Annotated in this window: 35 protein-coding genes; 34 read left to right on the forward strand and 1 reads right to left on the reverse strand. The window is 55.1% G+C overall.

Going from position 1 to position 23,506, the window contains the following annotated elements:
* Positions 1 to 83 precede the first annotated feature (83 nt).
* From rpsL to bfr, 34 genes are all read left to right on the forward strand, one after another.
* Positions 84 to 455, forward strand: a complete 372-nt coding sequence (gene rpsL, locus PSH88_RS03245) for a 30S ribosomal protein S12 (protein WP_002555494.1) — start codon at positions 84 to 86, stop codon at positions 453 to 455.
* Positions 456 to 573: 118 nt separating this feature from the next.
* Complete coding sequence (gene rpsG, locus PSH88_RS03250) at positions 574 to 1,044, forward strand: 30S ribosomal protein S7 (protein WP_002555493.1); 471 nt, start codon at positions 574 to 576, stop codon at positions 1,042 to 1,044.
* 30 nt (positions 1,045 to 1,074) lie between these two features.
* Positions 1,075 to 3,180: an elongation factor G gene (gene fusA, locus PSH88_RS03255; RefSeq protein ID WP_305424905.1), complete on the forward strand. Its 2,106-nt coding sequence runs from the start codon at positions 1,075 to 1,077 to the stop codon at positions 3,178 to 3,180.
* A 31-nt stretch (positions 3,181 to 3,211) separates the two neighbouring features.
* Positions 3,212 to 4,405 (forward strand): elongation factor Tu, encoded by a 1,194-nt coding sequence (gene tuf, locus PSH88_RS03260; RefSeq protein ID WP_305424907.1) that lies wholly within the window; start codon positions 3,212 to 3,214, stop codon positions 4,403 to 4,405.
* Positions 4,406 to 4,562: 157 nt separating this feature from the next.
* Positions 4,563 to 4,874, forward strand: a complete 312-nt coding sequence (rpsJ, locus tag PSH88_RS03265) for a 30S ribosomal protein S10 (protein ID WP_003186070.1) — start codon at positions 4,563 to 4,565, stop codon at positions 4,872 to 4,874.
* A gap of 80 nt (positions 4,875 to 4,954) precedes the next feature.
* Positions 4,955 to 5,590, forward strand: coding sequence for a 50S ribosomal protein L3 (gene rplC, locus PSH88_RS03270; RefSeq protein ID WP_003186059.1), 636 nt, complete (start codon positions 4,955 to 4,957; stop codon positions 5,588 to 5,590).
* 12 nt (positions 5,591 to 5,602) lie between these two features.
* The gene (rplD, locus tag PSH88_RS03275; RefSeq protein ID WP_007896707.1) at positions 5,603 to 6,205 is read left to right on the forward strand and encodes a 50S ribosomal protein L4; all 603 of its coding nucleotides are present in this window, start codon (positions 5,603 to 5,605) and stop codon (positions 6,203 to 6,205) included.
* Positions 6,202 to 6,501 (forward strand): 50S ribosomal protein L23, encoded by a 300-nt coding sequence (gene rplW, locus PSH88_RS03280; RefSeq protein WP_002555488.1) that lies wholly within the window; start codon positions 6,202 to 6,204, stop codon positions 6,499 to 6,501. The genes rplD and rplW overlap by 4 nt, the downstream gene beginning before the upstream one ends.
* Before the next feature lie 14 nt (positions 6,502 to 6,515).
* Positions 6,516 to 7,340, forward strand: coding sequence for a 50S ribosomal protein L2 (gene rplB, locus PSH88_RS03285; protein ID WP_003210080.1), 825 nt, complete (start codon positions 6,516 to 6,518; stop codon positions 7,338 to 7,340).
* A gap of 16 nt (positions 7,341 to 7,356) precedes the next feature.
* Positions 7,357 to 7,632 carry a 30S ribosomal protein S19 gene (gene rpsS / locus PSH88_RS03290; protein WP_002555486.1) on the forward strand — a complete coding sequence of 92 codons (276 nt, stop codon included), beginning with the start codon at positions 7,357 to 7,359 and terminating at the stop codon, positions 7,630 to 7,632.
* Between the two features lie 13 nt (positions 7,633 to 7,645).
* A complete protein-coding gene (rplV, locus tag PSH88_RS03295; RefSeq protein ID WP_003103908.1) occupies positions 7,646 to 7,978 on the forward strand; it encodes a 50S ribosomal protein L22 in 333 nt (110 codons plus the stop codon).
* Between the two features lie 13 nt (positions 7,979 to 7,991).
* Positions 7,992 to 8,678, forward strand: coding sequence for a 30S ribosomal protein S3 (gene rpsC / locus PSH88_RS03300; RefSeq protein ID WP_003176422.1), 687 nt, complete (start codon positions 7,992 to 7,994; stop codon positions 8,676 to 8,678).
* 12 nt (positions 8,679 to 8,690) lie between these two features.
* Positions 8,691 to 9,104: a 50S ribosomal protein L16 gene (gene rplP / locus PSH88_RS03305; protein WP_007896757.1), complete on the forward strand. Its 414-nt coding sequence runs from the start codon at positions 8,691 to 8,693 to the stop codon at positions 9,102 to 9,104.
* Positions 9,104 to 9,295 (forward strand): 50S ribosomal protein L29, encoded by a 192-nt coding sequence (rpmC, locus tag PSH88_RS03310; protein ID WP_002555481.1) that lies wholly within the window; start codon positions 9,104 to 9,106, stop codon positions 9,293 to 9,295. The genes rplP and rpmC overlap by 1 nt, the downstream gene beginning before the upstream one ends.
* A gap of 2 nt (positions 9,296 to 9,297) precedes the next feature.
* Positions 9,298 to 9,564, forward strand: coding sequence for a 30S ribosomal protein S17 (gene rpsQ / locus PSH88_RS03315; protein WP_003176419.1), 267 nt, complete (start codon positions 9,298 to 9,300; stop codon positions 9,562 to 9,564).
* Between the two features lie 23 nt (positions 9,565 to 9,587).
* Complete coding sequence (gene rplN / locus PSH88_RS03320) at positions 9,588 to 9,956, forward strand: 50S ribosomal protein L14 (RefSeq protein WP_002555479.1); 369 nt, start codon at positions 9,588 to 9,590, stop codon at positions 9,954 to 9,956.
* An 11-nt stretch (positions 9,957 to 9,967) separates the two neighbouring features.
* Positions 9,968 to 10,282: a 50S ribosomal protein L24 gene (rplX, locus tag PSH88_RS03325; protein ID WP_003176416.1), complete on the forward strand. Its 315-nt coding sequence runs from the start codon at positions 9,968 to 9,970 to the stop codon at positions 10,280 to 10,282.
* Positions 10,283 to 10,302: 20 nt separating this feature from the next.
* On the forward strand, positions 10,303 to 10,842 hold the full coding sequence (gene rplE, locus PSH88_RS03330) for a 50S ribosomal protein L5 (RefSeq protein ID WP_003176415.1): 540 nt from the start codon (positions 10,303 to 10,305) through the stop codon (positions 10,840 to 10,842).
* A 13-nt stretch (positions 10,843 to 10,855) separates the two neighbouring features.
* Positions 10,856 to 11,161, forward strand: a complete 306-nt coding sequence (rpsN, locus tag PSH88_RS03335) for a 30S ribosomal protein S14 (RefSeq protein WP_003176414.1) — start codon at positions 10,856 to 10,858, stop codon at positions 11,159 to 11,161.
* A gap of 210 nt (positions 11,162 to 11,371) precedes the next feature.
* On the forward strand, positions 11,372 to 11,764 hold the full coding sequence (rpsH, locus tag PSH88_RS03340; RefSeq protein ID WP_003186040.1) for a 30S ribosomal protein S8: 393 nt from the start codon (positions 11,372 to 11,374) through the stop codon (positions 11,762 to 11,764).
* A 12-nt stretch (positions 11,765 to 11,776) separates the two neighbouring features.
* Positions 11,777 to 12,310 (forward strand): 50S ribosomal protein L6, encoded by a 534-nt coding sequence (gene rplF, locus PSH88_RS03345; protein ID WP_003176412.1) that lies wholly within the window; start codon positions 11,777 to 11,779, stop codon positions 12,308 to 12,310.
* 10 nt (positions 12,311 to 12,320) lie between these two features.
* Positions 12,321 to 12,671, forward strand: coding sequence for a 50S ribosomal protein L18 (rplR, locus tag PSH88_RS03350; protein ID WP_003186037.1), 351 nt, complete (start codon positions 12,321 to 12,323; stop codon positions 12,669 to 12,671).
* A gap of 3 nt (positions 12,672 to 12,674) precedes the next feature.
* A complete protein-coding gene (gene rpsE / locus PSH88_RS03355) occupies positions 12,675 to 13,175 on the forward strand; it encodes a 30S ribosomal protein S5 (protein ID WP_003186035.1) in 501 nt (166 codons plus the stop codon).
* A 2-nt stretch (positions 13,176 to 13,177) separates the two neighbouring features.
* Positions 13,178 to 13,354, forward strand: a complete 177-nt coding sequence (gene rpmD / locus PSH88_RS03360) for a 50S ribosomal protein L30 (RefSeq protein WP_003186033.1) — start codon at positions 13,178 to 13,180, stop codon at positions 13,352 to 13,354.
* 3 nt (positions 13,355 to 13,357) lie between these two features.
* On the forward strand, positions 13,358 to 13,795 hold the full coding sequence (rplO, locus tag PSH88_RS03365; RefSeq protein ID WP_007896782.1) for a 50S ribosomal protein L15: 438 nt from the start codon (positions 13,358 to 13,360) through the stop codon (positions 13,793 to 13,795).
* Positions 13,796 to 15,124 (forward strand): preprotein translocase subunit SecY, encoded by a 1,329-nt coding sequence (gene secY / locus PSH88_RS03370; protein WP_007896784.1) that lies wholly within the window; start codon positions 13,796 to 13,798, stop codon positions 15,122 to 15,124.
* A 27-nt stretch (positions 15,125 to 15,151) separates the two neighbouring features.
* Complete coding sequence (rpmJ, locus tag PSH88_RS03375; protein WP_002555468.1) at positions 15,152 to 15,268, forward strand: 50S ribosomal protein L36; 117 nt, start codon at positions 15,152 to 15,154, stop codon at positions 15,266 to 15,268.
* A 130-nt stretch (positions 15,269 to 15,398) separates the two neighbouring features.
* A complete protein-coding gene (rpsM, locus tag PSH88_RS03380; protein WP_003186020.1) occupies positions 15,399 to 15,755 on the forward strand; it encodes a 30S ribosomal protein S13 in 357 nt (118 codons plus the stop codon).
* A 30-nt stretch (positions 15,756 to 15,785) separates the two neighbouring features.
* Positions 15,786 to 16,175, forward strand: coding sequence for a 30S ribosomal protein S11 (gene rpsK / locus PSH88_RS03385; protein WP_002555466.1), 390 nt, complete (start codon positions 15,786 to 15,788; stop codon positions 16,173 to 16,175).
* 18 nt (positions 16,176 to 16,193) lie between these two features.
* Positions 16,194 to 16,814 carry a 30S ribosomal protein S4 gene (gene rpsD / locus PSH88_RS03390; RefSeq protein ID WP_003176404.1) on the forward strand — a complete coding sequence of 207 codons (621 nt, stop codon included), beginning with the start codon at positions 16,194 to 16,196 and terminating at the stop codon, positions 16,812 to 16,814.
* A 22-nt stretch (positions 16,815 to 16,836) separates the two neighbouring features.
* Positions 16,837 to 17,838, forward strand: a complete 1,002-nt coding sequence (locus PSH88_RS03395) for a DNA-directed RNA polymerase subunit alpha (protein WP_003186012.1) — start codon at positions 16,837 to 16,839, stop codon at positions 17,836 to 17,838.
* Between the two features lie 42 nt (positions 17,839 to 17,880).
* Positions 17,881 to 18,267 carry a 50S ribosomal protein L17 gene (gene rplQ / locus PSH88_RS03400; RefSeq protein WP_007924175.1) on the forward strand — a complete coding sequence of 129 codons (387 nt, stop codon included), beginning with the start codon at positions 17,881 to 17,883 and terminating at the stop codon, positions 18,265 to 18,267.
* 238 nt (positions 18,268 to 18,505) lie between these two features.
* Entirely contained in the window at positions 18,506 to 19,954 is a 1,449-nt protein-coding gene (locus PSH88_RS03405) for a catalase (protein ID WP_305424909.1), read from the forward strand.
* Between the two features lie 155 nt (positions 19,955 to 20,109).
* The gene (gene bfr / locus PSH88_RS03410; protein WP_305424911.1) at positions 20,110 to 20,574 is read left to right on the forward strand and encodes a bacterioferritin; all 465 of its coding nucleotides are present in this window, start codon (positions 20,110 to 20,112) and stop codon (positions 20,572 to 20,574) included.
* A 76-nt stretch (positions 20,575 to 20,650) separates the two neighbouring features.
* On the opposite strand, the gene uvrA is transcribed toward bfr, so the two are convergent.
* The gene (gene uvrA, locus PSH88_RS03415; RefSeq protein WP_305424912.1) at positions 20,651 to 23,485 is read right to left on the reverse strand and encodes an excinuclease ABC subunit UvrA; all 2,835 of its coding nucleotides are present in this window, start codon (positions 23,483 to 23,485) and stop codon (positions 20,651 to 20,653) included.
* Positions 23,486 to 23,506: the final 21 nt, after the last annotated feature.

The following is a 23,506-nucleotide window of genomic DNA, read 5'->3' on the forward strand; positions in this document are numbered from 1 at the left end:
CCTAAATTTGGCGGGAATTCGTTCCTGCCATTTTGCTTTTCTTGCAAGACAATAGCGTCGCAAGACAACAGTGGAGCTAGTAGATGGCAACTATCAACCAGCTGGTACGTCAGCCGCGTAAGCGTATCGTCGAGAAATCCGACGTGCCTGCGCTGCAGAACTGCCCGCAACGTCGTGGCGTATGCACCCGTGTGTATACCACCACGCCGAAAAAACCTAACTCGGCACTGCGTAAAGTATGCCGTGTGCGTCTGACCAACGGTTTCGAGGTTTCCTCGTACATCGGCGGTGAAGGCCACAACCTGCAAGAGCACAGCGTGGTACTGATCCGCGGCGGTCGTGTAAAAGACTTGCCAGGTGTTCGTTACCACACCGTACGCGGTTCTTTGGATACTTCCGGCGTTAAAGGTCGTAACCAGGGTCGTTCGAAGTACGGTACCAAGAAGCCTAAGTAGTAGTGGCTTTTTGTAAAAACTGATTTTCTATTTTTCTGAGTCGATAAGAGTAAGGTCGGAGGCGTCCCGAAAGGGCACCGATTCCGAGCGAACCTGAAGACCGTTTGAGGGCTTATCCATGCCAAGAAGACGCGTAGCAGCCAAGCGCGAAGTGCTTGACGATCCAAAATACGGCAGCCAGATCCTGGCCAAGTTCATGAACCACGTAATGGAAAGCGGCAAGAAAGCCGTTGCCGAGCGTATCGTTTATGGCGCGCTGGAAAAGGTTAAAGAACGCAAGAACAGCGATCCCCTGGAAATCTTCGAGAAAGCTCTCGACGCCATCGCTCCGCTGGTCGAAGTAAAGTCGCGCCGTGTAGGCGGTGCTACTTACCAGGTTCCGGTCGAAGTTCGTCCGTCCCGTCGTAACGCTCTGGCAATGCGCTGGTTGGTAGACTTCGCCCGTAAGCGCGGCGAGAAGTCTATGGCTCTGCGTTTGGCTGGCGAACTGTTGGACGCTGCCGAAGGCAAAGGTGCTGCAGTTAAGAAGCGTGAAGACGTGCACCGTATGGCTGAAGCCAACAAGGCTTTCTCGCACTACCGCTTCTAATTTTAGCGTCACTAATTTTGCGAGGGCTTTATGGCTCGTACTACACCGATTAACCGCTACCGTAACATTGGTATCGTTGCTCACGTGGATGCTGGTAAAACCACCACCACCGAGCGCGTCCTTTTTTACACTGGCAAAAGTCACAAAATGGGCGAGGTGCATGACGGCGCCGCGACCACAGACTGGATGGTGCAGGAGCAGGAGCGTGGTATTACCATTACTTCTGCTGCCATTACCGCCTTCTGGCAGGGTTCCGAGAAGCAGCACAAGGACCAATACCGCTTCAACGTCATCGACACCCCGGGCCACGTTGACTTCACTATTGAAGTTGAGCGTTCCCTGCGTGTTCTCGACGGCGCGGTTGTTGTGTTCTGCGGCACCTCGGGTGTTGAGCCTCAGTCGGAAACCGTATGGCGTCAAGCCAACAAGTACGGCGTTCCACGTCTTGTTTACGTAAACAAGATGGACCGTGCTGGTGCGAACTTCCTGCGCGTGATCGGTCAGATCAAGCAGCGTCTGGGTCACACCCCGGTCCCAATCCAGTTGGCTATCGGTTCCGAAGACAACTTCCAGGGTCAGATCGACCTGATGTCCATGGAAGCTGTTTACTGGAATGACGCTGACAAAGGTATGGTTCCAGTTCGCAAGCCTATCCCTGCTGAGCTGCAGGAGCTGGCTGACGAGTGGCGCAGCAACATGATTGAAGCTGCAGCCGAAGCTAGCGAAGAGCTGATGAACAAGTACCTCGAAGGTGAAGAGCTCACCAACGCGGAAATCAAGGCCGCTCTGCGTCAGCGTACTATCGCCGGCGAGATCGTTCTGGCTGTTTGCGGTTCTTCCTTCAAGAACAAGGGTGTTCCCCTGGTTCTCGACGCCGTTATCGACTACCTGCCTGCTCCTACCGACATTCCTGCCATCAAGGGTACTGACCCGGATGACGAGACCAAGGAAATGGAGCGTCACGCAGACGACAGCGAGCCGTTCTCGGCTCTGGCGTTCAAGATCGCTACCGACCCATTCGTGGGGACCTTGACCTTTGTTCGAGTTTACTCGGGCGTGTTGGCCTCCGGCGACGGCGTGATCAACTCGGTTAAAGGCAAGAAAGAGCGTGTGGGTCGTATGGTGCAAATGCACGCAAACGCCCGTGAAGAAATCAAGGAAGTGCGCGCTGGTGACATCGCGGCCTTGATCGGCATGAAGGACGTCACCACTGGTGAAACTTTGTGCAACGCTGACAAGCCAATCATCCTCGTTCGCATGGACTTCCCGGAGCCGGTTATTTCGGTTGCCGTAGAGCCTAAGACCAAGGACGACCAGGAAAAAATGGGTATCGCTCTGGGCAAGCTTGCTCAGGAAGATCCGTCTTTCCGCGTCAAGACTGATGAAGAGACTGGTCAAACGATCATCTCCGGCATGGGCGAGTTGCACCTGGACATCCTGGTTGACCGGATGCGCCGTGAGTTCAACGTCGAAGCCAACATCGGTAAGCCTCAAGTTTCGTACCGTGAGCGCATCACGAAGAGCTGCGAAATTGAAGGCAAGTTCGTTCGTCAGTCCGGCGGTCGTGGCCAGTTCGGTCACTGCTGGATTCGTTTTGCTCCTGCTGACGAAGGTCAGGAAGGTTTGCAGTTCCTGAACGAAGTGGTGGGTGGTGTGGTTCCTAAGGAATACATCCCGGCTATCCAGAAGGGTATCGAAGAGCAGATGAAGAACGGCGTTGTTGCCGGCTATCCGCTGATCGGCCTGAAGGCTACCGTGTTTGATGGTTCCTACCACGACGTCGACTCCAACGAGATGGCGTTTAAAGTGGCTGCTTCCATGGCAACCAAGCAACTGGCCCAGAAGGGCGGTGGTGAGTTGCTTGAGCCGATCATGGCGGTAGAGGTTGTTACGCCTGAAGACTATATGGGTGACGTGATGGGCGACCTTAACCGTCGTCGCGGCATGATCCTGGGTATGGAAGACACGGTCTCCGGCAAAGTAATTCGTGCCGAGGTTCCGTTGGGTGAGATGTTCGGTTACGCAACCGACGTTCGCTCCATGTCCCAAGGTCGCGCAAGCTACTCTATGGAATTCAAAAAATACAATACAGCTCCGTCGCATATCGTCGAAACTGTTACCAAAAAACAAGGCTGATTCAGCCCCTTTAGGCTAGGAGTTAATTGTCGTGGCTAAAGAAAAATTTGATCGTTCCCTTCCGCACGTCAACGTTGGCACCATCGGTCACGTTGACCACGGTAAAACCACGCTGACCGCTGCTCTGACTCGCGTCTGCTCCGAAGTTTTCGGTTCGGCTCGTGTTGACTTCGACAAGATCGACAGCGCACCAGAAGAGAAGGCTCGCGGTATCACCATCAACACCGCTCACGTTGAGTACAACTCGAAGATCCGTCACTACGCTCACGTTGACTGCCCAGGTCACGCTGACTATGTGAAGAACATGATCACCGGTGCTGCTCAAATGGACGGCGCTATTCTGGTTTGCTCGGCCGCTGATGGTCCGATGCCACAAACCCGTGAGCACATCCTGCTGTCCCGTCAGGTAGGCGTTCCGTACATCGTGGTTTTCCTGAACAAGGCTGACCTGGTAGACGACGCTGAGCTGCTGGAACTGGTTGAAATGGAAGTGCGCGATCTGCTGAGCACTTACGACTTCCCGGGCGACGACACTCCGATCATCATCGGTTCTGCTCGTATGGCTCTTGAAGGTCTTGACGATAACGAAATGGGCACCACTGCTGTTAAGAAGCTGGTGGAAACTCTGGACAGCTACATCCCAGAACCAGTTCGTCTGACCGACAAGCCGTTCCTGATGCCAATCGAAGACGTATTCTCGATCTCCGGTCGCGGTACAGTTGTGACTGGTCGTATCGAGCGCGGTATCGTTCGCGTTCAGGATCCACTGGAAATCGTTGGTCTGCGTGACACCACCGTCACCACCTGCACCGGTGTTGAAATGTTCCGTAAGCTGCTCGACGAAGGTCGTGCTGGCGAGAACTGCGGCGTTCTGTTGCGTGGCACCAAGCGTGACGACGTTGAGCGTGGCCAGGTTCTGGTTAAGCCGGGTTCGGTTAAGCCGCACACCAAGTTCACCGCAGAAGTTTACGTTCTGAGCAAGGAAGAAGGCGGTCGTCACACTCCGTTCTTCAAAGGCTACCGTCCACAGTTCTACTTCCGTACTACTGACGTGACTGGTAACTGCGAGCTGCCAGAAGGCGTTGAAATGGTAATGCCAGGTGACAACATTCAGATGACTGTTACCCTGATCAAAACCATCGCAATGGAAGACGGTCTGCGTTTCGCTATCCGTGAAGGCGGTCGTACCGTCGGCGCTGGCGTCGTAGCCAAAATCATCGAGTAAGCTCTTTTTTGAGTAAGCTTTGATGAGTTGAAAAAGCCCCCGCTTAGCGGGGGCTTTTTTATTGGGTTGACACCTATATGGGGCGTCTATAGAATTGCGCCTCCTTTTAACGGGCGTATTGCGCTCGGTGGGAATAGCAGCCGGAGTCTGAAATCCAATGCAAAATCAGCAAATCCGTATCAGGTTGAAGGCTTTTGACCATCGCCTGATCGACCAATCCACCCAGGAAATCGTGGAAACCGCGAAACGTACTGGTGCTCAAGTGCGTGGTCCAATTCCACTGCCTACCCGTAAAGAGCGGTTCACCGTTCTGGTCTCCCCGCACGTCAACAAAGACGCGCGTGACCAGTACGAGATCCGTACTCATAAGCGCGTTCTGGACATCGTCCAGCCAACGGATAAAACCGTTGATGCACTTATGAAGCTTGATCTTGCGGCCGGTGTGGAAGTGCAGATCAGCCTCGGCTAAGACTCGGTCTTAGTCGTGTAACGCTCTGAAATGGGCGGCCATAGCGGGTGAAAGCCCCGTACACTCATGAGGTTTACAACATGACTATTGGTGTAGTCGGTCGTAAATGCGGTATGACCCGTATTTTCACCGAAGAAGGTGTCTCCATTCCGGTCACGGTCATTGAGATCGAGCCGAATCGCGTCACCCAGTTCAAAACTGAAGAGACCGATGGCTATCGTGCAGTGCAAGTCACTGTAGGCGAGCGTCGTGCTTCGCGTGTTACAGCTGCTCAGGCTGGCCACTTCGCTAAGGCGAACGTTGCCGCTGGTCGTACCGTAATGGAATTCCGCCTTGAAGAAGGCGAGTACCAGGCCGGCGATCTGATCAATGCTGAAATCTTCGCTGCTGGTCAACTGGTTGATGTAACCGGTCAGTCCAAAGGTAAGGGCTTCCAGGGTACGATCAAGCGTTGGAACTTCCGCGGGCAAGATAATACCCACGGTAACTCCGTGTCCCACCGCGTTCCAGGCTCTATCGGCCAGTGCCAGACTCCTGGTCGTGTATTCAAGGGCAAAAAAATGTCCGGTCATATGGGCGCTGAGCGCGTGACCGTGCAGTCCCTCGAAGTAGTGCGCGTGGACGCTGAACGCAATCTGTTGTTGGTCAAGGGTGCTGTTCCTGGCGCTACTGGCGGCAACTTGGTTGTACGTCCAGCAGCCAAGGCTCGCGGTTAAGGGGAAGCTGACATGCAATTAAATGTAAATGACGCTCAAGCGATCGAAGTTTCCGAACTGACATTTGGCGGCGAATTCAACGAGACGCTGGTTCACCAAGCAGTCGTGGCCTACATGGCCGGCGGCCGTCAAGGTAGCAAGCAGCAAAAGACCCGTTCCGACGTTCGTGGTGGCGGTAAGCGCCCATGGCGTCAGAAAGGTACTGGCCGTGCTCGTGCCGGTACTATCCGTAGCCCAATCTGGCGTGGCGGCGGTACCACTTTCGCAGCTCGTCCTCAGGATCACACCCAGAAGCTGAACAAGAAGATGTATCGCGCAGCAATGCGTTCCATCCTTGCTGAGCTGGTGCGTACTGATCGTCTGGTTGTGGTTCAGGACTTCGCTGTTGATGCACCGAAGACCAAAGATCTGCTGAACAAACTGACCGGCATGGGTCTGACTGATGTCTTGATCGTGTCTGAAGTGGTTGATCAGAACCTGTACCTGGCTGCTCGCAACCTGCCACACGTTGATGTACGTGACGTGCAAGGTTCCGATCCAGTTAGTCTGATCGCATACGACAAGGTGTTGATCACCGTGTCGGCCGTGAAGAAATTCGAGGAGCTGCTGGGATGAACCAGGAACGCGTATTTAAAGTTCTGCTTGGCCCGCACGTTTCCGAGAAGGCTACGGTTCTGGCTGACAAGAAAGGCCAGTTCGTTTTCAAGGTTGCGACTGACGCAACCAAGCTGGAAATCAAGAAGGCCGTCGAAAGCCTGTTCAGCGTGAAAGTAGAGCGTGTTACTACCCTGAATGTTCTGGGTAAGAGCAAGCGTACTGCTCGCGGTCTGGGCAAGCGTAATGACTGGAAGAAGGCAGTTATCTCCCTTCAGCCAGGCCAAGATCTCGATTTCAGCAGCAGTGCTGAGTAAGGAAGGGGTGCATCATGGCAATCGTTAAATGCAAACCGACTTCCCCTGGCCGCCGTTTTGTGGTCAAGGTGGTCAACCAGGAGCTGCATAAAGGCGCTCCTCACGCACCGCTGCTCGAGAAAAAATCGAAGACTGGTGGTCGTAACAACAATGGTCGTATTACCACTCGTCACATCGGTGGTGGCCATAAGCAGCATTATCGTCTGGTCGATTTCCGTCGCAACGACAAAGATGGCATCGCTGCCACTGTCGAGCGTATTGAATACGATCCAAACCGTACTGCTCACATCGCTCTGCTGCTGTACGCAGATGGCGAGCGTCGCTACATCATTGCCCCTAAAGGCGTGAGTGCTGGTGACCAGCTGATCGCAGGTGCTTTGGCACCGATCAAGCCGGGCAACGCTCTGCAACTGCGTAACATTCCAGTTGGTAGCACCGTACACGGCATCGAATTGAAGCCAGGTAAAGGCGCGCAAATCGCTCGTTCCGCTGGTGCTTCGGCTCAGCTGATCGCTCGTGAAGGTGTCTACGTGACCCTGCGTCTGCGTTCTGGTGAGATGCGTAAAGTGCTGGCTGAATGCCGCGCGACCCTGGGTGAAGTCTCGAACTCCGAGCACAGCCTGCGTTCGCTGGGTAAAGCTGGTGCCAAACGCTGGCGTGGCGTTCGCCCAACCGTTCGTGGTGTTGCCATGAACCCGGTTGACCACCCACATGGTGGTGGTGAAGGTCGTACCTCTGGTGGTCGTCATCCGGTATCGCCATGGGGCTTCCCGACTAAGGGCGCGAAGACTCGTGGTAATAAGCGTACCGACAAAATGATCGTCCGTCGTCGCAAGTAAATAGAGGGATACGACAGTGCCACGTTCTCTGAAAAAAGGTCCTTTTATTGATCTTCACCTACTGAAGAAGATCGAAGTGGCGGCGGAAAAGAACGATCGCAAACCAGTTAAGACCTGGTCGCGTCGTTCGATGATCCTGCCACAAATGGTCGGTCTGACCATTGCAGTGCATAACGGTCGTCAACATGTTCCAGTTCTCGTGAACGAAGACATGGTCGGCCACAAACTGGGCGAGTTTGCCGGTACCCGCACATATCGTGGGCACGTGGCAGACAAGAAAGCCAAGCGTTAAGGGGTAAGGAACGATGGAAGTAGCCGCTAAGTTGTCGGGCGCTCGAATCTCCGCCCAGAAAGCCCGCTTGGTCGCCGACCAGATCCGCGGGAAGAAGGTGGGCGAAGCGCTCAACCTGTTGGCTTTCAGCAGTAAGAAAGCCGCCGAGATCATGAAGAAAGTGCTGGAGTCGGCCGTAGCCAACGCCGAGCATAACGAAGGCGCAGACGTTGATGACCTGAAGGTCAGCACCGTTTTCGTCAACGAAGGGCGTTCGCTGAAGCGAATCATGCCACGTGCCAAAGGCCGTGCTGATCGCATCGTCAAGCGGTCTTGCCATATCACTGTCAAGGTTGCTGACAAGTAACGGAGTCGAAGAGATGGGTCAGAAAGTACATCCCATTGGCATTCGCCTGGGAATCGTCAAGGAGCACACCTCCGTCTGGTACGCAGACGGTCGGACTTATGCGGACTATTTGTTCGCTGATCTGAAGGTGCGTGAGTATCTCCAAGACAAACTAAAAAGCGCGTCCGTAAGCCGTATCGATATCCATCGTCCGGCTCAGACTGCACGTATCACCATCCACACCGCTCGTCCAGGTATCGTTATCGGGAAGAAAGGTGAAGATGTTGAGAAACTGCGTCAGGACCTGACCAAGCAAATGGGTGTGCCTGTGCACATCAATATCGAAGAGATCCGCAAGCCGGAGCTCGACGGTATGCTGGTTGCGCAGAGCGTAGCTCAGCAGCTGGAGCGTCGCGTAATGTTCCGCCGCGCTATGAAGCGCGCTGTTCAGAACGCCATGCGCATTGGTGCCAAAGGCATCAAAATCCAAGTGAGCGGTCGTCTCGGCGGTGCTGAAATCGCACGTACTGAATGGTATCGCGAAGGTCGTGTGCCACTGCACACCCTGCGTGCCGACATCGACTATGCCAACTACGAAGCTCACACCACTTACGGTGTGATCGGTGTAAAGGTTTGGATCTTCAAGGGCGAAGTAATTGGTGGTCGCCAAGAAGAACTGAAACCACAAGCACCAGCGCCTCGTAAAAAAGCTGCTAAGTAAGGGGTACGCCAAATGTTGCAACCAAAGCGTACGAAGTTCCGCAAGCAGATGACAGGCCACAACCGTGGTCTGGCTCAGCGCGGTAGCAAAGTCAGCTTCGGCGAGTTCGCGCTGAAGTCTGTAGCTCGTGGTCGTCTCACCGCTCGTCAGATCGAGTCAGCGCGTCGTGCTCTGACCCGTCACGTTAAACGTGGCGGCAAGATCTGGATCCGTGTATTCCCGGACAAGCCTATTTCCAAAAAGCCCCTCGAAGTTCGGATGGGTAAAGGTAAGGGTAGTGTGGAGTACTGGGTTGCCCAGATTCAGCCAGGCAAAGTCCTGTATGAAATCGAGGGTGTTTCTGAAGAGCTGGCGCGTGAGGCTTTTGCCCTGGCTGCTGCAAAGCTGCCGCTCGCCACCGCCTTTGTTAAACGGACGGTGATGTGATGAAAGCGAATGAACTTCGTGAAAAATCCGCACAGCAGCTGAACGAGCAACTGCTCGGCTTGCTGCGCGACCAGTTCAATCTGCGTATGCAGAAAGCAACTGGCCAGTTGGGGCAGTCTCATCTGCTCTCGCAAGTTAAGCGTGACATCGCTCGCGTGAAGACTGTGCTTAACCAGCAGGCAGGTAAGTAATCATGGCTGAAGCCGAAAAAACTGTCCGTACGCTGACTGGCCGTGTTGTCAGCGACAAGATGGACAAAACCATCACCGTTCTGATCGAGCGTCGCGTTAAGCACCCGATCTACGGTAAATACGTTAAGCGTTCGACTAAGCTGCACGCGCACGACGAAACCAATCAGTGCCACATCGGCGACAAAGTCACTATTCGTGAAACTCGTCCTTTGGCCAAGACCAAGTCTTGGGCGCTGGTTGATGTTCTCGAACGCGCTGTGGAAGTCTAAGGACTAGGGGTCGGAGAAATTATATGATTCAGACTCAATCCATGCTCGATGTGGCCGATAACAGCGGCGCTCGCCGTGTTATGTGCATCAAGGTGCTGGGTGGCTCCCATCGTCGTTACGCTGGTATCGGTGACATCATCAAAGTTACCGTGAAGGAAGCAATTCCTCGCGGTAAAGTGAAAAAAGGCCAAGTGATGACTGCTGTAGTAGTCCGCACTCGCCACGGCGTTCGCCGTGCTGATGGCTCCATTATCCGCTTTGATGGCAACGCTGCTGTTCTTCTGAACAATAAGCAAGAGCCGATCGGCACCCGTATCTTTGGGCCAGTGACCCGTGAACTTCGTACTGAGAAGTTCATGAAGATCGTCTCGCTCGCCCCAGAAGTGCTGTAAGGAGATCCGACATGCAAAAGATTCGTCGTGACGACGAGATCATCGTGATCGCCGGCAAAGACAAAGGTAAGCGCGGTAAGGTGCTTAAGGTTCTCGCTAACAACCGTTTGGTTATTGGCGGTCTGAACCTGGTTAAGCGTCATACCAAGCCTAACCCGATGTCGGGCGTGCAGGGCGGTATCGTCGAAAAAGAAGCTCCGCTGGATGCTTCTAACGTCGCCATTTTCAACGGCGAAACCAACAAGGCTGACCGCGTTGGTTTTAAAGTAGAAGACGGCAAGAAAATTCGTGTCTTCAAGTCGACCCAAAAAGCGGTTGATGCTTGAACACTGCTAGGTAGAAGACCATGGCACGACTAAAAGAGATTTACTGGAAGGAAATCGCACCGAAGCTTAAGGAAGAACTTAAGCTTTCGAACGTGATGGAAGTTCCACGCGTTACCAAAATCACCCTGAACATGGGTCTGGGCGAAGCAGTCGGTGACAAAAAAGTCATCGAGCACGCTGTTGCCGACCTGGAAAAGATCACCGGTCAGAAAGTCGTTGTGACTTACGCTCGGAAATCCATCGCTGGCTTTAAAGTCCGTGAAGGTTGGCCGATCGGCGTCAAAGTGACTCTGCGCCGTGAGCGTATGTATGAATTCCTGGATCGTCTGCTGTCGATCTCCCTGCCTCGGGTTCGCGACTTCCGCGGCCTGAATGCCAAGTCCTTCGATGGTCGTGGTAACTACAGCATGGGCGTTAAAGAGCAGATCATCTTCCCGGAAATCGACTACGACAAGATCGATGCTCTCCGCGGTCTGGACATTACCCTGACCACCACTGCCAAGAACGATGATGAAGGTCGCGCTCTGCTGCGCGCTTTCAAATTCCCGTTCCGCAACTGATTGGAGTAGGAAAATGGCCAAGATGAGCATGAAAAACCGCGAGCTGAAGCGTCAGCTCACGGTTGCCAAGTACGCCAAAAAGCGTGCAGCACTGAAAGCTATCATCGTTGATCTGAACGCAAGTCCAGAAGCGCGTTGGGAAGCTACAGTAGCTCTGCAGAAGCAGCCACGTGACGCAAGCGCTTCGCGCATGCGTAACCGCTGCCGCCTGACCGGTCGTCCACACGGCGTTTACCGCAAGTTCGGCCTCGGCCGTAACAAACTGCGTGAAGCTGCAATGCGTGGTGACGTACCTGGTCTGGTTAAAGCCAGCTGGTAAGCACTGTCAAAGTCTCGGTGTTCGGGATCGCAAGATCCTGACCATCGGTGACCTTGAACTTGAATCAAGCCCCTATTGGGGCTTGATTCATTTGTGGGGTGTGTCTAGAATACCCGGCTCGCCTGAGCCCGTGCTTTTTTCGCGCGGATGTACTCGGCGACACGTAGTAGCCGCAAGGCTAATTTTTTGTGTATTAGGAGCGTCTAGCCCATGAGTATGCAGGACCCGTTAGCGGACATGCTAACTCGAATCCGTAATGCCCAGATGGCTGAAAAGTCCGTCGTAAGCATGCCATCTTCTACTTTGAAGGTAGCTGTTGCCAAAGTCCTGAAGGACGAAGGTTACATTGCGGGTTATCAGATCAGCAGCGAAATCAAACCACTGCTGTCCATCGAGCTGAAGTACTTCGAAGGCCGTCCGGTCATCGAGGAAGTGAAGCGCGTTAGCCGTCCAGGCCTGCGTCAGTACAAGTCCGTCGATGATCTGCCAAAAGTTCGTGGCGGTCTCGGTGTGTCTATCGTCTCCACCAACAAAGGTGTGATGACGGATCGTGCTGCGCGCGCTGCCGGTGTCGGCGGCGAAGTTCTTTGCACTGTGTTCTAAGGGGGGATAAGCATGTCACGCGTCGCTAAGAACCCCGTTAAGCTGCCAGCCGGTGTCGAAGTCAAATTCGCAGGCCAACAGCTTTCGGTGAAGGGTGCCAAGGGTACTCTCGAACTGAACATCCATTCGTCCGTTGAGATCGTTGAAGAAGCTGGTGAGCTGCGTTTCGCTGCTCGCAATGGCGATCAACAAACTCGCGCAATGGCTGGTACCACTCGTGCGTTGGTTAACAACATGGTCCAAGGCGTAAGCCAAGGCTTCGAGCGCAAGCTCCAGCTGGTCGGTGTTGGTTACAAAGCGCAAGCAAAAGGCACAGTGCTGAACCTGGCTCTTGGCTTCTCGCACCCAGTGGATTATGAACTGCCGGAAGGCATCACCGCTGAGACTCCTAGCCAGACCGATATCCTGATCAAGGGCATCGATAAGCAGCTGGTAGGTCAAGTGGCCGCCGAGATCCGCGACTTCCGTCCACCAGAGCCGTACAAAGGCAAAGGTGTGCGCTACGCGGACGAAGTCGTCCGTCGTAAAGAAGCCAAGAAGAAGTAGGGCATAGCAAATGACCGACAAAAAAGTTACTCGACTGCGTCGCGCTCGCAAAGCACGCCTGAAAATGCACGAACTCGAAGTCGTGCGTCTCTGCGTGTTCCGCTCGTCGCAGCACATCTACGCCCAGGTCATTTCGGCCGACGGCAACAAAGTCCTGGCAAGTGCCTCGACTTTGGATAAAGAACTGCGTGATGGCGCCACTGGCAACATCGACGCGGCCACTAAGGTTGGCCAGCTGGTCGCTACGCGTGCTAAAGCCGCTGGCGTCTCGCAGGTGGCTTTCGACCGCTCTGGCTTCAAGTACCACGGCCGCGTCAAGGCGCTGGCTGATGCTGCTCGTGAAGCTGGGCTGGAGTTCTAAGTTATGTCAAATAACGACCAAAAGCGCGACGAAGGCTACATCGAGAAGCTGGTTCAAGTTAACCGCGTAGCCAAAACCGTTAAAGGCGGCCGTATCTTCACTTTCACCGCGTTGACCGTGGTTGGTGATGGTAAAGGGCGTGTTGGCTTCGGCCGTGGCAAGTCGCGTGAAGTGCCTGCTGCGATCCAGAAGGCAATGGAAGCTGCTCGCCGCAACATGATCCAAGTTGATCTGAACGGCACCACTCTGCAGTACGCAATGAAGTCCGCCCATGGCGCTTCGAAGGTGTACATGCAGCCTGCTTCTGAAGGTACCGGTATCATCGCTGGCGGCGCTATGCGTGCTGTCCTCGAAGTTGCTGGCGTTCAGAACGTTCTGGCCAAGTGCTACGGCTCGACTAACCCGGTAAACGTGGTTCACGCCACTTTCAAAGGTTTGAAAGCTATGCAGTCTCCTGAATCCATTGCCGCCAAGCGTGGCAAAAGCGTCAAGGAGATCTTCTGATCATGGCTACCGTTAAAGTTACGCTGATCAAAAGCATGACCGGCCGCATCCCTAACCACAAACTGTGCGTTAAGGGTCTGGGTCTGCGTCGCATCGGTCACACTGTAGAAGTACTTGATACTCCCGAGAATCGCGGGATGATCAACAAGGCTTACTACATGCTGCGTGTCGAGGGTTAATCGATGAAACTCAATGATCTGAGTCCAGCGCCGGGTTCCCGTCGCGAAAAGCATCGTCCGGGCCGTGGTATCGGTAGTGGTTTGGGCAAGACCGGTGGCCGTGGCCACAAAGGTCAGTCCTCCCGCTCCGGTGGCACCATTGCTCCAGGCTTTGAAGGCGGTCAACAGCCGCTGCATCGTCGCCTGCCGAAGTTCGGTTTCGTTTCCCTGAAGGCCATGGACCGCGCAGAAGTGCGTTTGTCCGAGCTGGCTAAAGTGGAAGGCGACATCGTCACCGTGCAGTCCCTGAAAGATGCCAACGTGATCAACGTCAACGTACAGCGTGTGAAAATCATGCTGTCCGGCGAAGTTACTCGCGCTGTTACCATCGGAAAGGGAATCGGCGCCACCAAAGGTGCGCGTGCGGCTATCGAAGCAGCTGGCGGCAAGTTCGAGGAATAAATGGCTAAGCAAGGTGCTCTCTCTGCGCTCGGCAAAGGCGGTATGTCTGAACTCTGGGCTCGTCTGCGTTTTCTATTCTTGGCGATTATCGTCTACCGAATAGGCGCACACATCCCGGTTCCAGGTATCAACCCGGACCGACTCGCGGACCTGTTTCGACAGAATGAGGGGACCATTCTTAGCTTGTTCAACATGTTTTCCGGCGGCGCGCTGGAACGGATGAGCATCTTTGCTCTGGGGATCATGCCGTACATTTCGGCATCGATCATCATGCAACTGATGACCGCCGTCAGCCCGCAGCTGGAACAGTTGAAGAAGGAAGGTGAAGCTGGGCGTCGCAAGATCGCTCAGTACACCCGCTACGGCACTGTCGTCCTCGCTCTCGTTCAGGCAATTGGCATGTCCATTGGTCTGGCAGGGCAGGGCGTTGCGTTCACTGGTGACTTTGGCTTCCATTTCGTCGCGGTATCCACTTTTGTGGCTGGTGCGATGTTCATGATGTGGCTGGGTGAGCAGATTACTGAGCGTGGTGTTGGCAACGGTATCTCGATGTTGATTTTCGCAGGTATCGTCGCCGGTCTTCCGAGAGCGATCGGGCAGTCTTTCGAGTCTGCGCGTCAGGGTGATATCAACATTTTTGCCTTGGTTGCCATCGGTTTGCTGGCAGTAGCGATTATCGGTTTCGTGGTGTTCATTGAGCGTGGTCAGCGTCGTATTGCTGTTCATTACGCCAAGCGTCAGCAGGGCCGTAAGGTGTTTGCTGCGCAGACTAGCCACTTGCCGTTGAAGGTGAACATGGCCGGTGTTATTCCAGCCATTTTCGCGAGCAGCATTTTGCTGTTCCCGGCTTCGTTGGGTACCTGGTTTGGTCAGTCTGAAGGTATGGGCTGGCTGCAGGACATCTCGCAGTCGATCGCTCCTGGTCAGCCGTTGAATATTCTGCTGTTTAGTGCAGGGATTATTTTCTTCTGCTTCTTCTATACGGCGTTGATGTTCAATCCGAAAGACGTAGCGGAAAACCTGAAGAAGTCCGGTGCCTTTATTCCGGGCATCCGTCCAGGTGAGCAGTCTGCGCGCTACATTGATGGCGTTCTGACTCGTTTGACCCTGTTCGGTGCTCTATATATGACGGCCGTGTGCCTGTTGCCCCAGTTCCTGGTGGTTGCAGCAAACGTTCCGTTCTACCTTGGCGGGACCTCGTTGCTGATCGTGGTCGTGGTTGTGATGGACTTCATGTCTCAAGTACAATCGCACCTCGTTTCGCACCAGTACGAATCCCTGATGAAGAAAGCCAACCTGAAGGGTTACGGCAGCGGCATGTTGCGCTGAGTACCCATAAGGTTCGAGGAGTTGGTGATGAAAGTTCGTGCATCGGTGAAAAAGCTGTGCCGTAACTGCAAGATTATTCGCCGCGAAGGTGTTGTTCGAGTAATTTGCAGCGCGGAACCGCGTCACAAACAGCGCCAAGGCTGAGTGTGATTGTGCTTCAAGCCCGGCAGCTAGTGCGCTGCCGGGTTGATTATTTGTTATTACAGCGATATTATCTCGCGCCCTATTTCTTGGCTTCCGGGGCGTAGGTAGCTGTCAATTGGAGTCCCACTGAATGGCCCGTATTGCAGGCGTTAACATTCCAGATAACAAGCATACTGTTATCTCGCTGACCTACATCTATGGTGTTGGTCGCACTACTGCACAGAAAATTTGTGCAGTGACTGGGGTAAACCCAGCCGCAAAGATCAAAGATCTGAGCGACGAGCAGATTGAACAGCTGCGTGGCGAAGTGGCGAAGTTCACCACTGAAGGTGACCTGCGTCGCGAAATCAACATGAAAATCAAGCGTTTGATGGACCTCGGTTGCTATCGCGGTCTGCGTCATCGTCGTGGTCTTCCAGTGCGCGGTCAGCGTACCAAGACTAACGCGCGTACCCGTAAAGGTCCGCGTAAGCCGATCCGCAAGTAATCGCCCCAGCGAATCGACAGGAAATTAATCATGGCTAAACCTGCTGCTCGTCCTCGTAAAAAAGTTAAAAAGACAGTGGTTGATGGCATCGCCCACATCCATGCTTCTTTTAACAACACAATCGTGACCATCACCGACCGTCAAGGCAACGCTCTTTCCTGGGCTACCTCTGGTGGTTCGGGTTTCCGCGGTTCCCGCAAGTCCACCCCGTTCGCTGCTCAAGTAGCTGCTGAACGTGCTGGTCAAGCTGCGCTGGAATACGGCCTGAAAAACCTCGACGTTAACGTCAAAGGTCCAGGCCCAGGTCGTGAATCTGCAGTCCGCGCTTTGAACGGCTGTGGCTACAAGATCGCCAGCATCACCGACGTGACGCCAATCCCGCACAACGGGTGCCGTCCGCCGAAGAAGCGCCGCGTGTAATCCAGGAGATTGTAAAGAATGGCTCGTTACATTGGTCCAAAATGCAAACTCGCTCGTCGCGAAGGCACCGATCTCTTTCTGAAGAGCGGCGTGCGCGCGATCGAATCGAAGTGCAACATCGAAGCAGCACCTGGTATCCACGGCCAACGCCGCGGTCGCCAGTCCGATTACGGCACCCAACTGCGTGAAAAGCAGAAGGTCCGTCGTATCTACGGCGTTCTCGAGCGTCAATTCAGCGGCTACTACAAAGAAGCTGCTGGCAAGAAAGGCGCAACTGGCGAAAACCTGTTGCAGCTGCTCGAATGCCGTCTGGACAACGTTGTATACCGTATGGGTTTTGGCTCTACTCGTGCCGAATCCCGTCAGCTGGTATCGCACAAGTCGATCAGCGTTAACGGTCAGACCGTAAACGTTCCGTCTTACCAGGTTCGTGCTGGTGACGTGGTCGCAGTTCGCGAGAAAGCAAAGAACCAACTTCGCATTGTCCAAGCTCTCGATCTGTGTGCCCAACGTGGCCGCGTAGAATGGGTAGAAGTAGACACTGAGAAGAAGTCGGGCGTTTTCAAGAACGTTCCTGCTCGCAGTGATCTGTCCGCCGACATCAACGAAAGCCTGATTGTCGAGCTCTACTCCAAGTAAGGGCTAGAAAATAGGTGCATCCATGCAGATTTCGGTAAATGAGTTCCTGACACCCCGCCATATTGATGTGCAGGTTGTCAGTCCAACCCGCGCCAAGATCACTCTCGAGCCTCTCGAGCGTGGTTTCGGCCACACCCTGGGCAACGCGCTGCGCCGCATCCTGTTGTCCTCAATGCCCGGCTGTGCAGTAGTCGAGGCCGAGATTGACGGTGTGCTCCACGAGTACAGCGCCATCGAAGGTGTACAGGAAGACGTAATTGAAATCCTGTTGAACCTTAAAGGTCTGGCTATCAAGCTGCACGGTCGAGACGAAGTTACGCTGACCTTGTCGAAGAAGGGTTCGGGGGTGGTTACCGCTGCCGATATTCAGCTGGATCATGATGTCGAGATCGTTAACCCCGATCACGTAATCGCTAACCTGGCGTCTAACGGCGCCCTGAACATGAAGCTCACCGTAGCTCGTGGTCGTGGTTATGAACCGGCAGACTCGCGTCAGAGCGATGAAGACGAAAGCCGCAGCATCGGTCGCTTGCAGCTTGACTCTTCGTTCAGCCCGGTTCGCCGTATCGCATACGTGGTGGAAAACGCCCGTGTCGAACAGCGTACTAACCTGGACAAGCTGGTTATTGATCTGGAAACCAACGGTACCCTGGATCCTGAAGAGGCTATCCGCCGTGCTGCAACCATTCTGCAACAGCAGTTGGCTGCGTTCGTCGATCTCAAAGGTGACAGTGAGCCAGTGGTTGTCGAGCAGGAAGACGAGATCGATCCGATCCTGCTTCGCCCGGTTGACGATCTGGAACTGACTGTACGTTCGGCTAACTGCCTTAAGGCGGAAAACATCTACTACATCGGTGACCTGATTCAGCGTACCGAAGTAGAGCTGTTGAAGACTCCGAACCTTGGCAAGAAATCCTTGACTGAAATCAAGGACGTTCTGGCCTCCCGCGGTCTGTCCCTCGGCATGCGCCTCGACAACTGGCCGCCTGCAAGTCTTAAGAAGGACGACAAGGCGACTGCCTGATCGTCGTAATCACCGAACGTTGTGTTTGGTAAGGAATGAACCATGCGTCATCGTAAAAGTGGTCGTCACCTGAGCCGCACCAGCTCGCACCGCAAGGCCATGTTTCAAAACATGGCGGTGTCGCTGTTCGAGCACGAGCTGATCAAAACTACACTGCCAAAAGCCAAAGAACTGCGCCGCGTTGCTGAGCCGCTGATCACTTTGGCCAAGACAGACAGTCTGGCTAACCGCCGTCTGGCTTTCGACCGTACTCGTTCGAAAGCTATCGTTGGTAAGCTCTTCAACGACCTGGGCAAGCGTTACGCTACCCGTGAGGGTGGCTACCTGCGCATCCTCAAGTGCGGTTTCCGCGCTGGCGACAACGCGCCTATGGCGTACGTCGAGTTGGTTGATCGTGCTGTCGGCGGTGAAGCTGTATCCGCTGAGTAAGACGTCAGTCTGAAACAAAAAACCGGGCCTAGTGCCCGGTTTTTTGTGCGTGTAAGAAACGCGCCGTTCGTACAAGCGTCCTAGCGGTTCATGCCTTCACTATATGAGCGGGATTGTTGGTAGTATTTTTCTATTGGAGTCTACAAATTAATGAATTTGTAGGTGCCATGATTGATGGTCAATACTCCTTCCCACGCCGATTAGCCGGCAGTTCCAAACTGACAAAGGATGAGATCGCATGAGCCAAAACAGCACGCTTACGACCGCCGGTGGCGCTCCTGTCGCCGACAACCAGAATTCCCGCTCTGCCGGCCCTCGTGGCCCTTTGCTCCTCGACGATTTCCATCTGATCGAGAAGCTTGCGCACTTCAATCGTGAAAACATCCCTGAGCGTCGTGTACACGCCAAAGGTTCGGGGGCTTACGGTACGTTCACCGTAACTCGCGATATCACTCAGTACACCAGTGCCAAGCTGTTTGAATCCGTCGGCAAACAAACTCCGACCTTCCTGCGATTCTCTACTGTGGGCGGCGAACGCGGTTCTGCCGACACCGAGCGTGATCCACGCGGTTTTGCCCTGAAGTTCTACACCGAAGAAGGCAACTGGGACATCGTCGGTAACAATACGCCGGTGTTCTTCATCCGTGATCCGCTGAAATTCCCTGACTTTATCCATACCCAGAAACGTCTGCCGCAAAGCAACCTGAAAAGTGCGCAAATGATGTGGGATTTCTGGTCGCATTCGCCTGAGGCGTTGCACCAGATCACCATTTTGTTCTCGGATCGCGGCATCCCTGACGGCTATCGCCATATGCATGGCTTCGGCAGCCACACCTACAGCCTGATCAACGCCAATGGCGAGCGTCACTGGGTGAAGTGGCACTACAAAACCAAACAGGGGATCAAGAACCTCGCTCCAGCAGAAGCAGCACGCCTGGCGGGTACCGATCCGGATTACGCACAGCGTGACCTGTTCGGCGCCATTGAGCGCGGTGATTTCCCGAAATGGAGTGTCAATATCCAGATCATGACCGAGGCCCAAGCCGAGGCTCATTACGAGAATCCGTTCGACGTAACCAAAACCTGGTCGCAGAAGGAGTTTCCGCTGATCGAAGTGGGCGAGCTGGAGCTCAACCGCAATCCGCTGAACTACTTCGCTGAAGTCGAGCAGGCGGCGTTCGGTCCGAGCAATATGGTCCCGGGTGTTGGTCTGTCGCCTGACCGCATGTTGCAAGGTCGCGTGTTCGCTTACGCTGATGCCCACCGTTACCGTGTGGGGACCAATCACCAGCAACTGCCGGTGAATGCGCCTCGCAGCCCGGTCAACACTTACCAGCGCGATGGCTCCATGGCGTTTGGTGCCAATGGTGGTGCAGCACCGAACTACGAGCCGAACAGCTACGTAGAATCACCGAAACAGGCACCGCGCTACGCGGAACCTGCTTTGGCCCTGAGCGGCGCGGCTGATCGTTACGATCATCGCGAAGACACCGACTACTACAGCCACGCTGGTGCGCTGTTCCGCCTGATGAGTGATGAGCAGAAAAATCTGCTGGTCAACAACATTGCCGGCGCAATGGCTGGTGTTTCCAGCGATGTGGTTGATCGCCAATTGCAGCATTTCTTCAAGGCCGACCCGGCGTATGGAGAAGCAATCGCAAAGGCACTCAACGTACAGCTTAACTAAGTCTAAACGATAAGCAGAACCGCCCTCATTTGGGCGGTTTTTGCGTTATTTAAACCGCTTTTCTCAGAATTTCTTCGCTTTTATAGCGTCGTGCGAGTGACCTTCCGGTCAGGTTGGTTCAAACTACAGACTTTCAAGCAGGGAGATGTAGGGCGATGCAAGGTCACCCAGACGTAATCGATTACCTCAACACGCTGCTGACAGGCGAACTGGCAGCGCGTGATCAATATTTCATCCATTCGCGGATGTACGAGGACTGGGGGTTCACCGAGCTTTACGAACGTATCAACCACGAGATGGAAGAAGAGGCGCAACACGCTGATGCGCTGATGCGTCGGATCCTGATGCTCGAAGGCACACCGCGTATGCGTCCGGACGATCTCGATGTCGGCACCACTGTGCCGGACATGCTCGCCGCTGACCTGCGTCTGGAATACAAAGTTAGCGCAGCTCTGTGCAAGGGCATCGAGCTTTGCGAGCTGCACAAGGATTACGTCAGCCGCGAGATCCTGCGCATTCAGCTGGCCGATACCGAAGAAGATCACACCTACTGGCTCAAGAAGCAGCTGGGTCTGATCAAGCTGATCGGTCTGGAGAATTACCTGCAATCGCAGTTCTGATGCCGCGCTCCTACAGAAACGCACAAAAAAGCCCCTGCCACTGATGAAGTGACAGGGGCTTTTTCGTGGGCCCGGCTCAGGCCCTGTCGCGAGCCAGCAGCGGTTTGAGATAGAAGCCAGTATGAGACTGCTTCATCTCGGATACTTCCTCCGGTGTGCCGACGGCAATGATCTGCCCACCTTTGGAACCACCTTCCGGCCCCAGGTCCACCAACCAGTCGGCGGTCTTGATCACGTCCAGGTTGTGCTCGATCACTACCACGGTATTGCCGTGGTCGCGCAGTCGATGCAACACGTCGAGCAGTTGCTGGATATCCGCAAAGTGCAGGCCCGTGGTCGGCTCATCGAGGATGTACAGCGTCTTGCCGGTATCGCGCTTGGACAGTTCGCGAGACAGCTTTACCCGCTGAGCTTCACCGCCGGACAGCGTCGTCGCCGATTGCCCCAGCTTGATGTAGGAAAGGCCTACGTCCATCAGCGTCTGAAGCTTGCGCGCCAAGGCTGGAACGGCATCGAAGAAGACCCGGGCTTCCTCGATGGTCATCTCGAGAGTTTCGTGGATGCTCTTGCCCTTGTACTTGATCTCCAGCGTTTCGCGGTTGTAACGCTTGCTCTTGCAGACGTCGCACGGGACATAGATGTCCGGCAGAAAGTGCATTTCCACCTTGATCAAGCCGTCGCCCTGACAAGCTTCGCAGCGCCCGCCCTTCACGTTGAAGGAGAAGCGCCCCGGCCCATAACCGCGGGAACGGGATTCCGGCACACCGGCGAACAGTTCGCGAATCGGCGTGAACAGCCCGGTGTAGGTCGCCGGGTTGGAGCGCGGCGTGCGACCGATCGGGCTCTGATCGATGTCTACAACCTTGTCCAGATGTTCCAAGCCTTTGATGCTCTCGTGAGCAGCCGCTTCCAGGGTCGTTGCTCCATTGAGTGCGGTAGCGCTCAAAGGAAACAGTGTGTTGTTGATCAGCGTCGATTTGCCCGAGCCGGACACACCGGTCACGCAGGTCAGCAGACCGATCGGAATCTCCAGATCGACGTTGCGCAGATTGTTGCCGCGAGCGCCCTTGAGGGATAGCGACAACTTCTTGTTGCGCGGCGTGCGCTTGGCTGGAACTGCGATCTTTACCCGCCCCGACAAGTACTTGCCGGTCAGCGAATCCGGGTGAGCCATGACCTCGGCCGGCGTGCCTTCGGCGACGATATGCCCACCGTGTACACCCGCGCCCGGGCCGATATCCACCACATAGTCGGCCAGACGAATCGCGTCTTCGTCGTGCTCGACCACGATCACCGTGTTGCCGATGTCGCGCAGGTGCTTGAGGGTGCCCAGCAACCGGTCGTTGTCCCGTTGATGCAGGCCGATCGACGGCTCATCGAGGATGTACAGGACCCCCACCAGACCGGCGCCAATCTGACTGGCCAGGCGGATCCGCTGGGCTTCGCCGCCGGACAGTGTGTCGGCACTGCGATCCAGTGACAGATAGTCCAGGCCGACGTTGACCAGAAACTGCAGTCGCTCGCGGATTTCCTTGAGAATCTTGTCGGCAATCTCGCCACGGCGACCGGTCAGTTTCAGCACGCCGAAATATTCACAGGCGTCGCCGATCGGCAGATTGGTCACCGCCGGCAAAGTCTTCTCGCCAACCCACACGTGCCGCGCCTCGCGACGCAGACGGGTGCCGCGGCAATCCGGGCAGGGTTGGGTGCTGAGGAATTTTGCCAGTTCTTCACGGACCGAAGCCGATTCGGTTTCGCGGTAGCGGCGTTCCAGGTTCGGCACGATGCCTTCGAACGGGTGCGAACGTTTGACGATGTCGCCACGGTCGTTCAGGTATTTGAAGTCGACGTTCTGCGAGCCACTGCCATGCAGGATGAACTTCTGCTGATCGGCCGGAAGGTCATTGAACGGCACTTCGAGGCTGAACTTGTAGTGCGAAGCCAGCGAGCCAAGCATCTGGAAGTAATAGACGTTGCGCCGGTCCCAGCCGCGAATCGCGCCTTCGGCCAGGGTCAGTTCACCGTTCACCAGTCGTTTGGTGTCGAAGAACTGTTTAACCCCCAGACCATCGCAGGTCGGGCAGGCGCCGGCCGGGTTGTTGAAGGAGAACAGTTTGGGTTCCAGCTCACTGATGGCGTGGCCGCAGATCGGGCAGGCGAAGCGCGCGGAGAAGATGATTTCTTCGCCGGGCTCGTCGTCCATTGGTGCGACCAGTGCAATGCCGTCCGCCAGTTTCAATGCAGTCTCGAACGACTCAGCCAAACGCTGTTGCAGATCGGCGCGGACTTTGAAGCGGTCGACCACGACATCGATCGAGTGCTTCTTCTGTTTATCCAGCTTCGGCAATTCGTCCAGCTCGCAGAGCCTGCCGTTGACCCGGGCCCGCACAAAACCCTGAGCGCGCAGTTCTTCGAAGACCGAGAGGTGCTCGCCCTTACGTTCGCGGATCACCGGGGCCAGCAGCATCAGTTTGCTGCCCTCCGGTTGTGCCAGCACCAGGTCAACCATCTGGCTGACGGTCTGGGCTTCCAGCGGAATGTCGTGGTCGGGGCAGCGGGGAATACCGACGCGAGCGTAGAGCAGACGCAGGTAGTCGTAGATTTCGGTAATGGTGCCAACCGTCGAACGCGGGTTGTGCGAGGTCGACTTCTGTTCAATGGAGATCGCTGGCGACAGACCTTCAATGGTGTCGACGTCAGGTTTTTCCATCATCGACAGGAACTGCCGGGCGTAGGCCGACAGCGATTCGACATAACGGCGCTGGCCTTCGGCGTACAGAGTGTCGAAGGCCAGGGACGACTTGCCGGATCCGGACAGGCCGGTGATGACGATCAGTTTGTCCCGTGGCAGGGTCAGGTCGATGTTCTTCAAGTTGTGGGTTCGGGCCCCACGAATCAGGATCTTGTCCAAAGTGGCCTCGCTCGGCGGGCG

It is taken from the genome of Pseudomonas wuhanensis (genome assembly GCF_030687395.1).
Lineage (GTDB): Bacteria > Pseudomonadota > Gammaproteobacteria > Pseudomonadales > Pseudomonadaceae > Aquipseudomonas > Aquipseudomonas wuhanensis.

Bases quoted from the DNA above. Each gene is read 5' to 3' on its own strand.
- rpsL (WP_002555494.1), top strand. From the start codon at position 84: ATGGCAACTATCAACCAGCTGGTACGTCAGCCGCGTAAGCGTATCGTC.
- rpsG (WP_002555493.1), top strand. From the start codon at position 574: ATGCCAAGAAGACGCGTAGCAGCCAAGCGCGAAGTGCTTGACGATCCA.
- fusA (WP_305424905.1), top strand. From the start codon at position 1,075: ATGGCTCGTACTACACCGATTAACCGCTACCGTAACATTGGTATCGTT.
- rpsJ (WP_003186070.1), top strand. From the start codon at position 4,563: ATGCAAAATCAGCAAATCCGTATCAGGTTGAAGGCTTTTGACCATCGC.
- rplC (WP_003186059.1), top strand. From the start codon at position 4,955: ATGACTATTGGTGTAGTCGGTCGTAAATGCGGTATGACCCGTATTTTC.
- rplD (WP_007896707.1), top strand. From the start codon at position 5,603: ATGCAATTAAATGTAAATGACGCTCAAGCGATCGAAGTTTCCGAACTG.
- rplW (WP_002555488.1), top strand. From the start codon at position 6,202: ATGAACCAGGAACGCGTATTTAAAGTTCTGCTTGGCCCGCACGTTTCC.
- rplB (WP_003210080.1), top strand. From the start codon at position 6,516: ATGGCAATCGTTAAATGCAAACCGACTTCCCCTGGCCGCCGTTTTGTG.
- rplV (WP_003103908.1), top strand. From the start codon at position 7,646: ATGGAAGTAGCCGCTAAGTTGTCGGGCGCTCGAATCTCCGCCCAGAAA.
- rpsC (WP_003176422.1), top strand. From the start codon at position 7,992: ATGGGTCAGAAAGTACATCCCATTGGCATTCGCCTGGGAATCGTCAAG.
- rplP (WP_007896757.1), top strand. From the start codon at position 8,691: ATGTTGCAACCAAAGCGTACGAAGTTCCGCAAGCAGATGACAGGCCAC.
- rpmC (WP_002555481.1), top strand. From the start codon at position 9,104: ATGAAAGCGAATGAACTTCGTGAAAAATCCGCACAGCAGCTGAACGAG.
- rpsQ (WP_003176419.1), top strand. From the start codon at position 9,298: ATGGCTGAAGCCGAAAAAACTGTCCGTACGCTGACTGGCCGTGTTGTC.
- rplN (WP_002555479.1), top strand. From the start codon at position 9,588: ATGATTCAGACTCAATCCATGCTCGATGTGGCCGATAACAGCGGCGCT.
- rplX (WP_003176416.1), top strand. From the start codon at position 9,968: ATGCAAAAGATTCGTCGTGACGACGAGATCATCGTGATCGCCGGCAAA.
- rplE (WP_003176415.1), top strand. From the start codon at position 10,303: ATGGCACGACTAAAAGAGATTTACTGGAAGGAAATCGCACCGAAGCTT.
- rpsN (WP_003176414.1), top strand. From the start codon at position 10,856: ATGGCCAAGATGAGCATGAAAAACCGCGAGCTGAAGCGTCAGCTCACG.
- rpsH (WP_003186040.1), top strand. From the start codon at position 11,372: ATGAGTATGCAGGACCCGTTAGCGGACATGCTAACTCGAATCCGTAAT.
- rplF (WP_003176412.1), top strand. From the start codon at position 11,777: ATGTCACGCGTCGCTAAGAACCCCGTTAAGCTGCCAGCCGGTGTCGAA.
- rplR (WP_003186037.1), top strand. From the start codon at position 12,321: ATGACCGACAAAAAAGTTACTCGACTGCGTCGCGCTCGCAAAGCACGC.
- rpsE (WP_003186035.1), top strand. From the start codon at position 12,675: ATGTCAAATAACGACCAAAAGCGCGACGAAGGCTACATCGAGAAGCTG.
- rpmD (WP_003186033.1), top strand. From the start codon at position 13,178: ATGGCTACCGTTAAAGTTACGCTGATCAAAAGCATGACCGGCCGCATC.
- rplO (WP_007896782.1), top strand. From the start codon at position 13,358: ATGAAACTCAATGATCTGAGTCCAGCGCCGGGTTCCCGTCGCGAAAAG.
- secY (WP_007896784.1), top strand. From the start codon at position 13,796: ATGGCTAAGCAAGGTGCTCTCTCTGCGCTCGGCAAAGGCGGTATGTCT.
- rpmJ (WP_002555468.1), top strand. From the start codon at position 15,152: ATGAAAGTTCGTGCATCGGTGAAAAAGCTGTGCCGTAACTGCAAGATT.
- rpsM (WP_003186020.1), top strand. From the start codon at position 15,399: ATGGCCCGTATTGCAGGCGTTAACATTCCAGATAACAAGCATACTGTT.
- rpsK (WP_002555466.1), top strand. From the start codon at position 15,786: ATGGCTAAACCTGCTGCTCGTCCTCGTAAAAAAGTTAAAAAGACAGTG.
- rpsD (WP_003176404.1), top strand. From the start codon at position 16,194: ATGGCTCGTTACATTGGTCCAAAATGCAAACTCGCTCGTCGCGAAGGC.
- PSH88_RS03395 (WP_003186012.1), top strand. From the start codon at position 16,837: ATGCAGATTTCGGTAAATGAGTTCCTGACACCCCGCCATATTGATGTG.
- rplQ (WP_007924175.1), top strand. From the start codon at position 17,881: ATGCGTCATCGTAAAAGTGGTCGTCACCTGAGCCGCACCAGCTCGCAC.
- PSH88_RS03405 (WP_305424909.1), top strand. From the start codon at position 18,506: ATGAGCCAAAACAGCACGCTTACGACCGCCGGTGGCGCTCCTGTCGCC.
- bfr (WP_305424911.1), top strand. From the start codon at position 20,110: ATGCAAGGTCACCCAGACGTAATCGATTACCTCAACACGCTGCTGACA.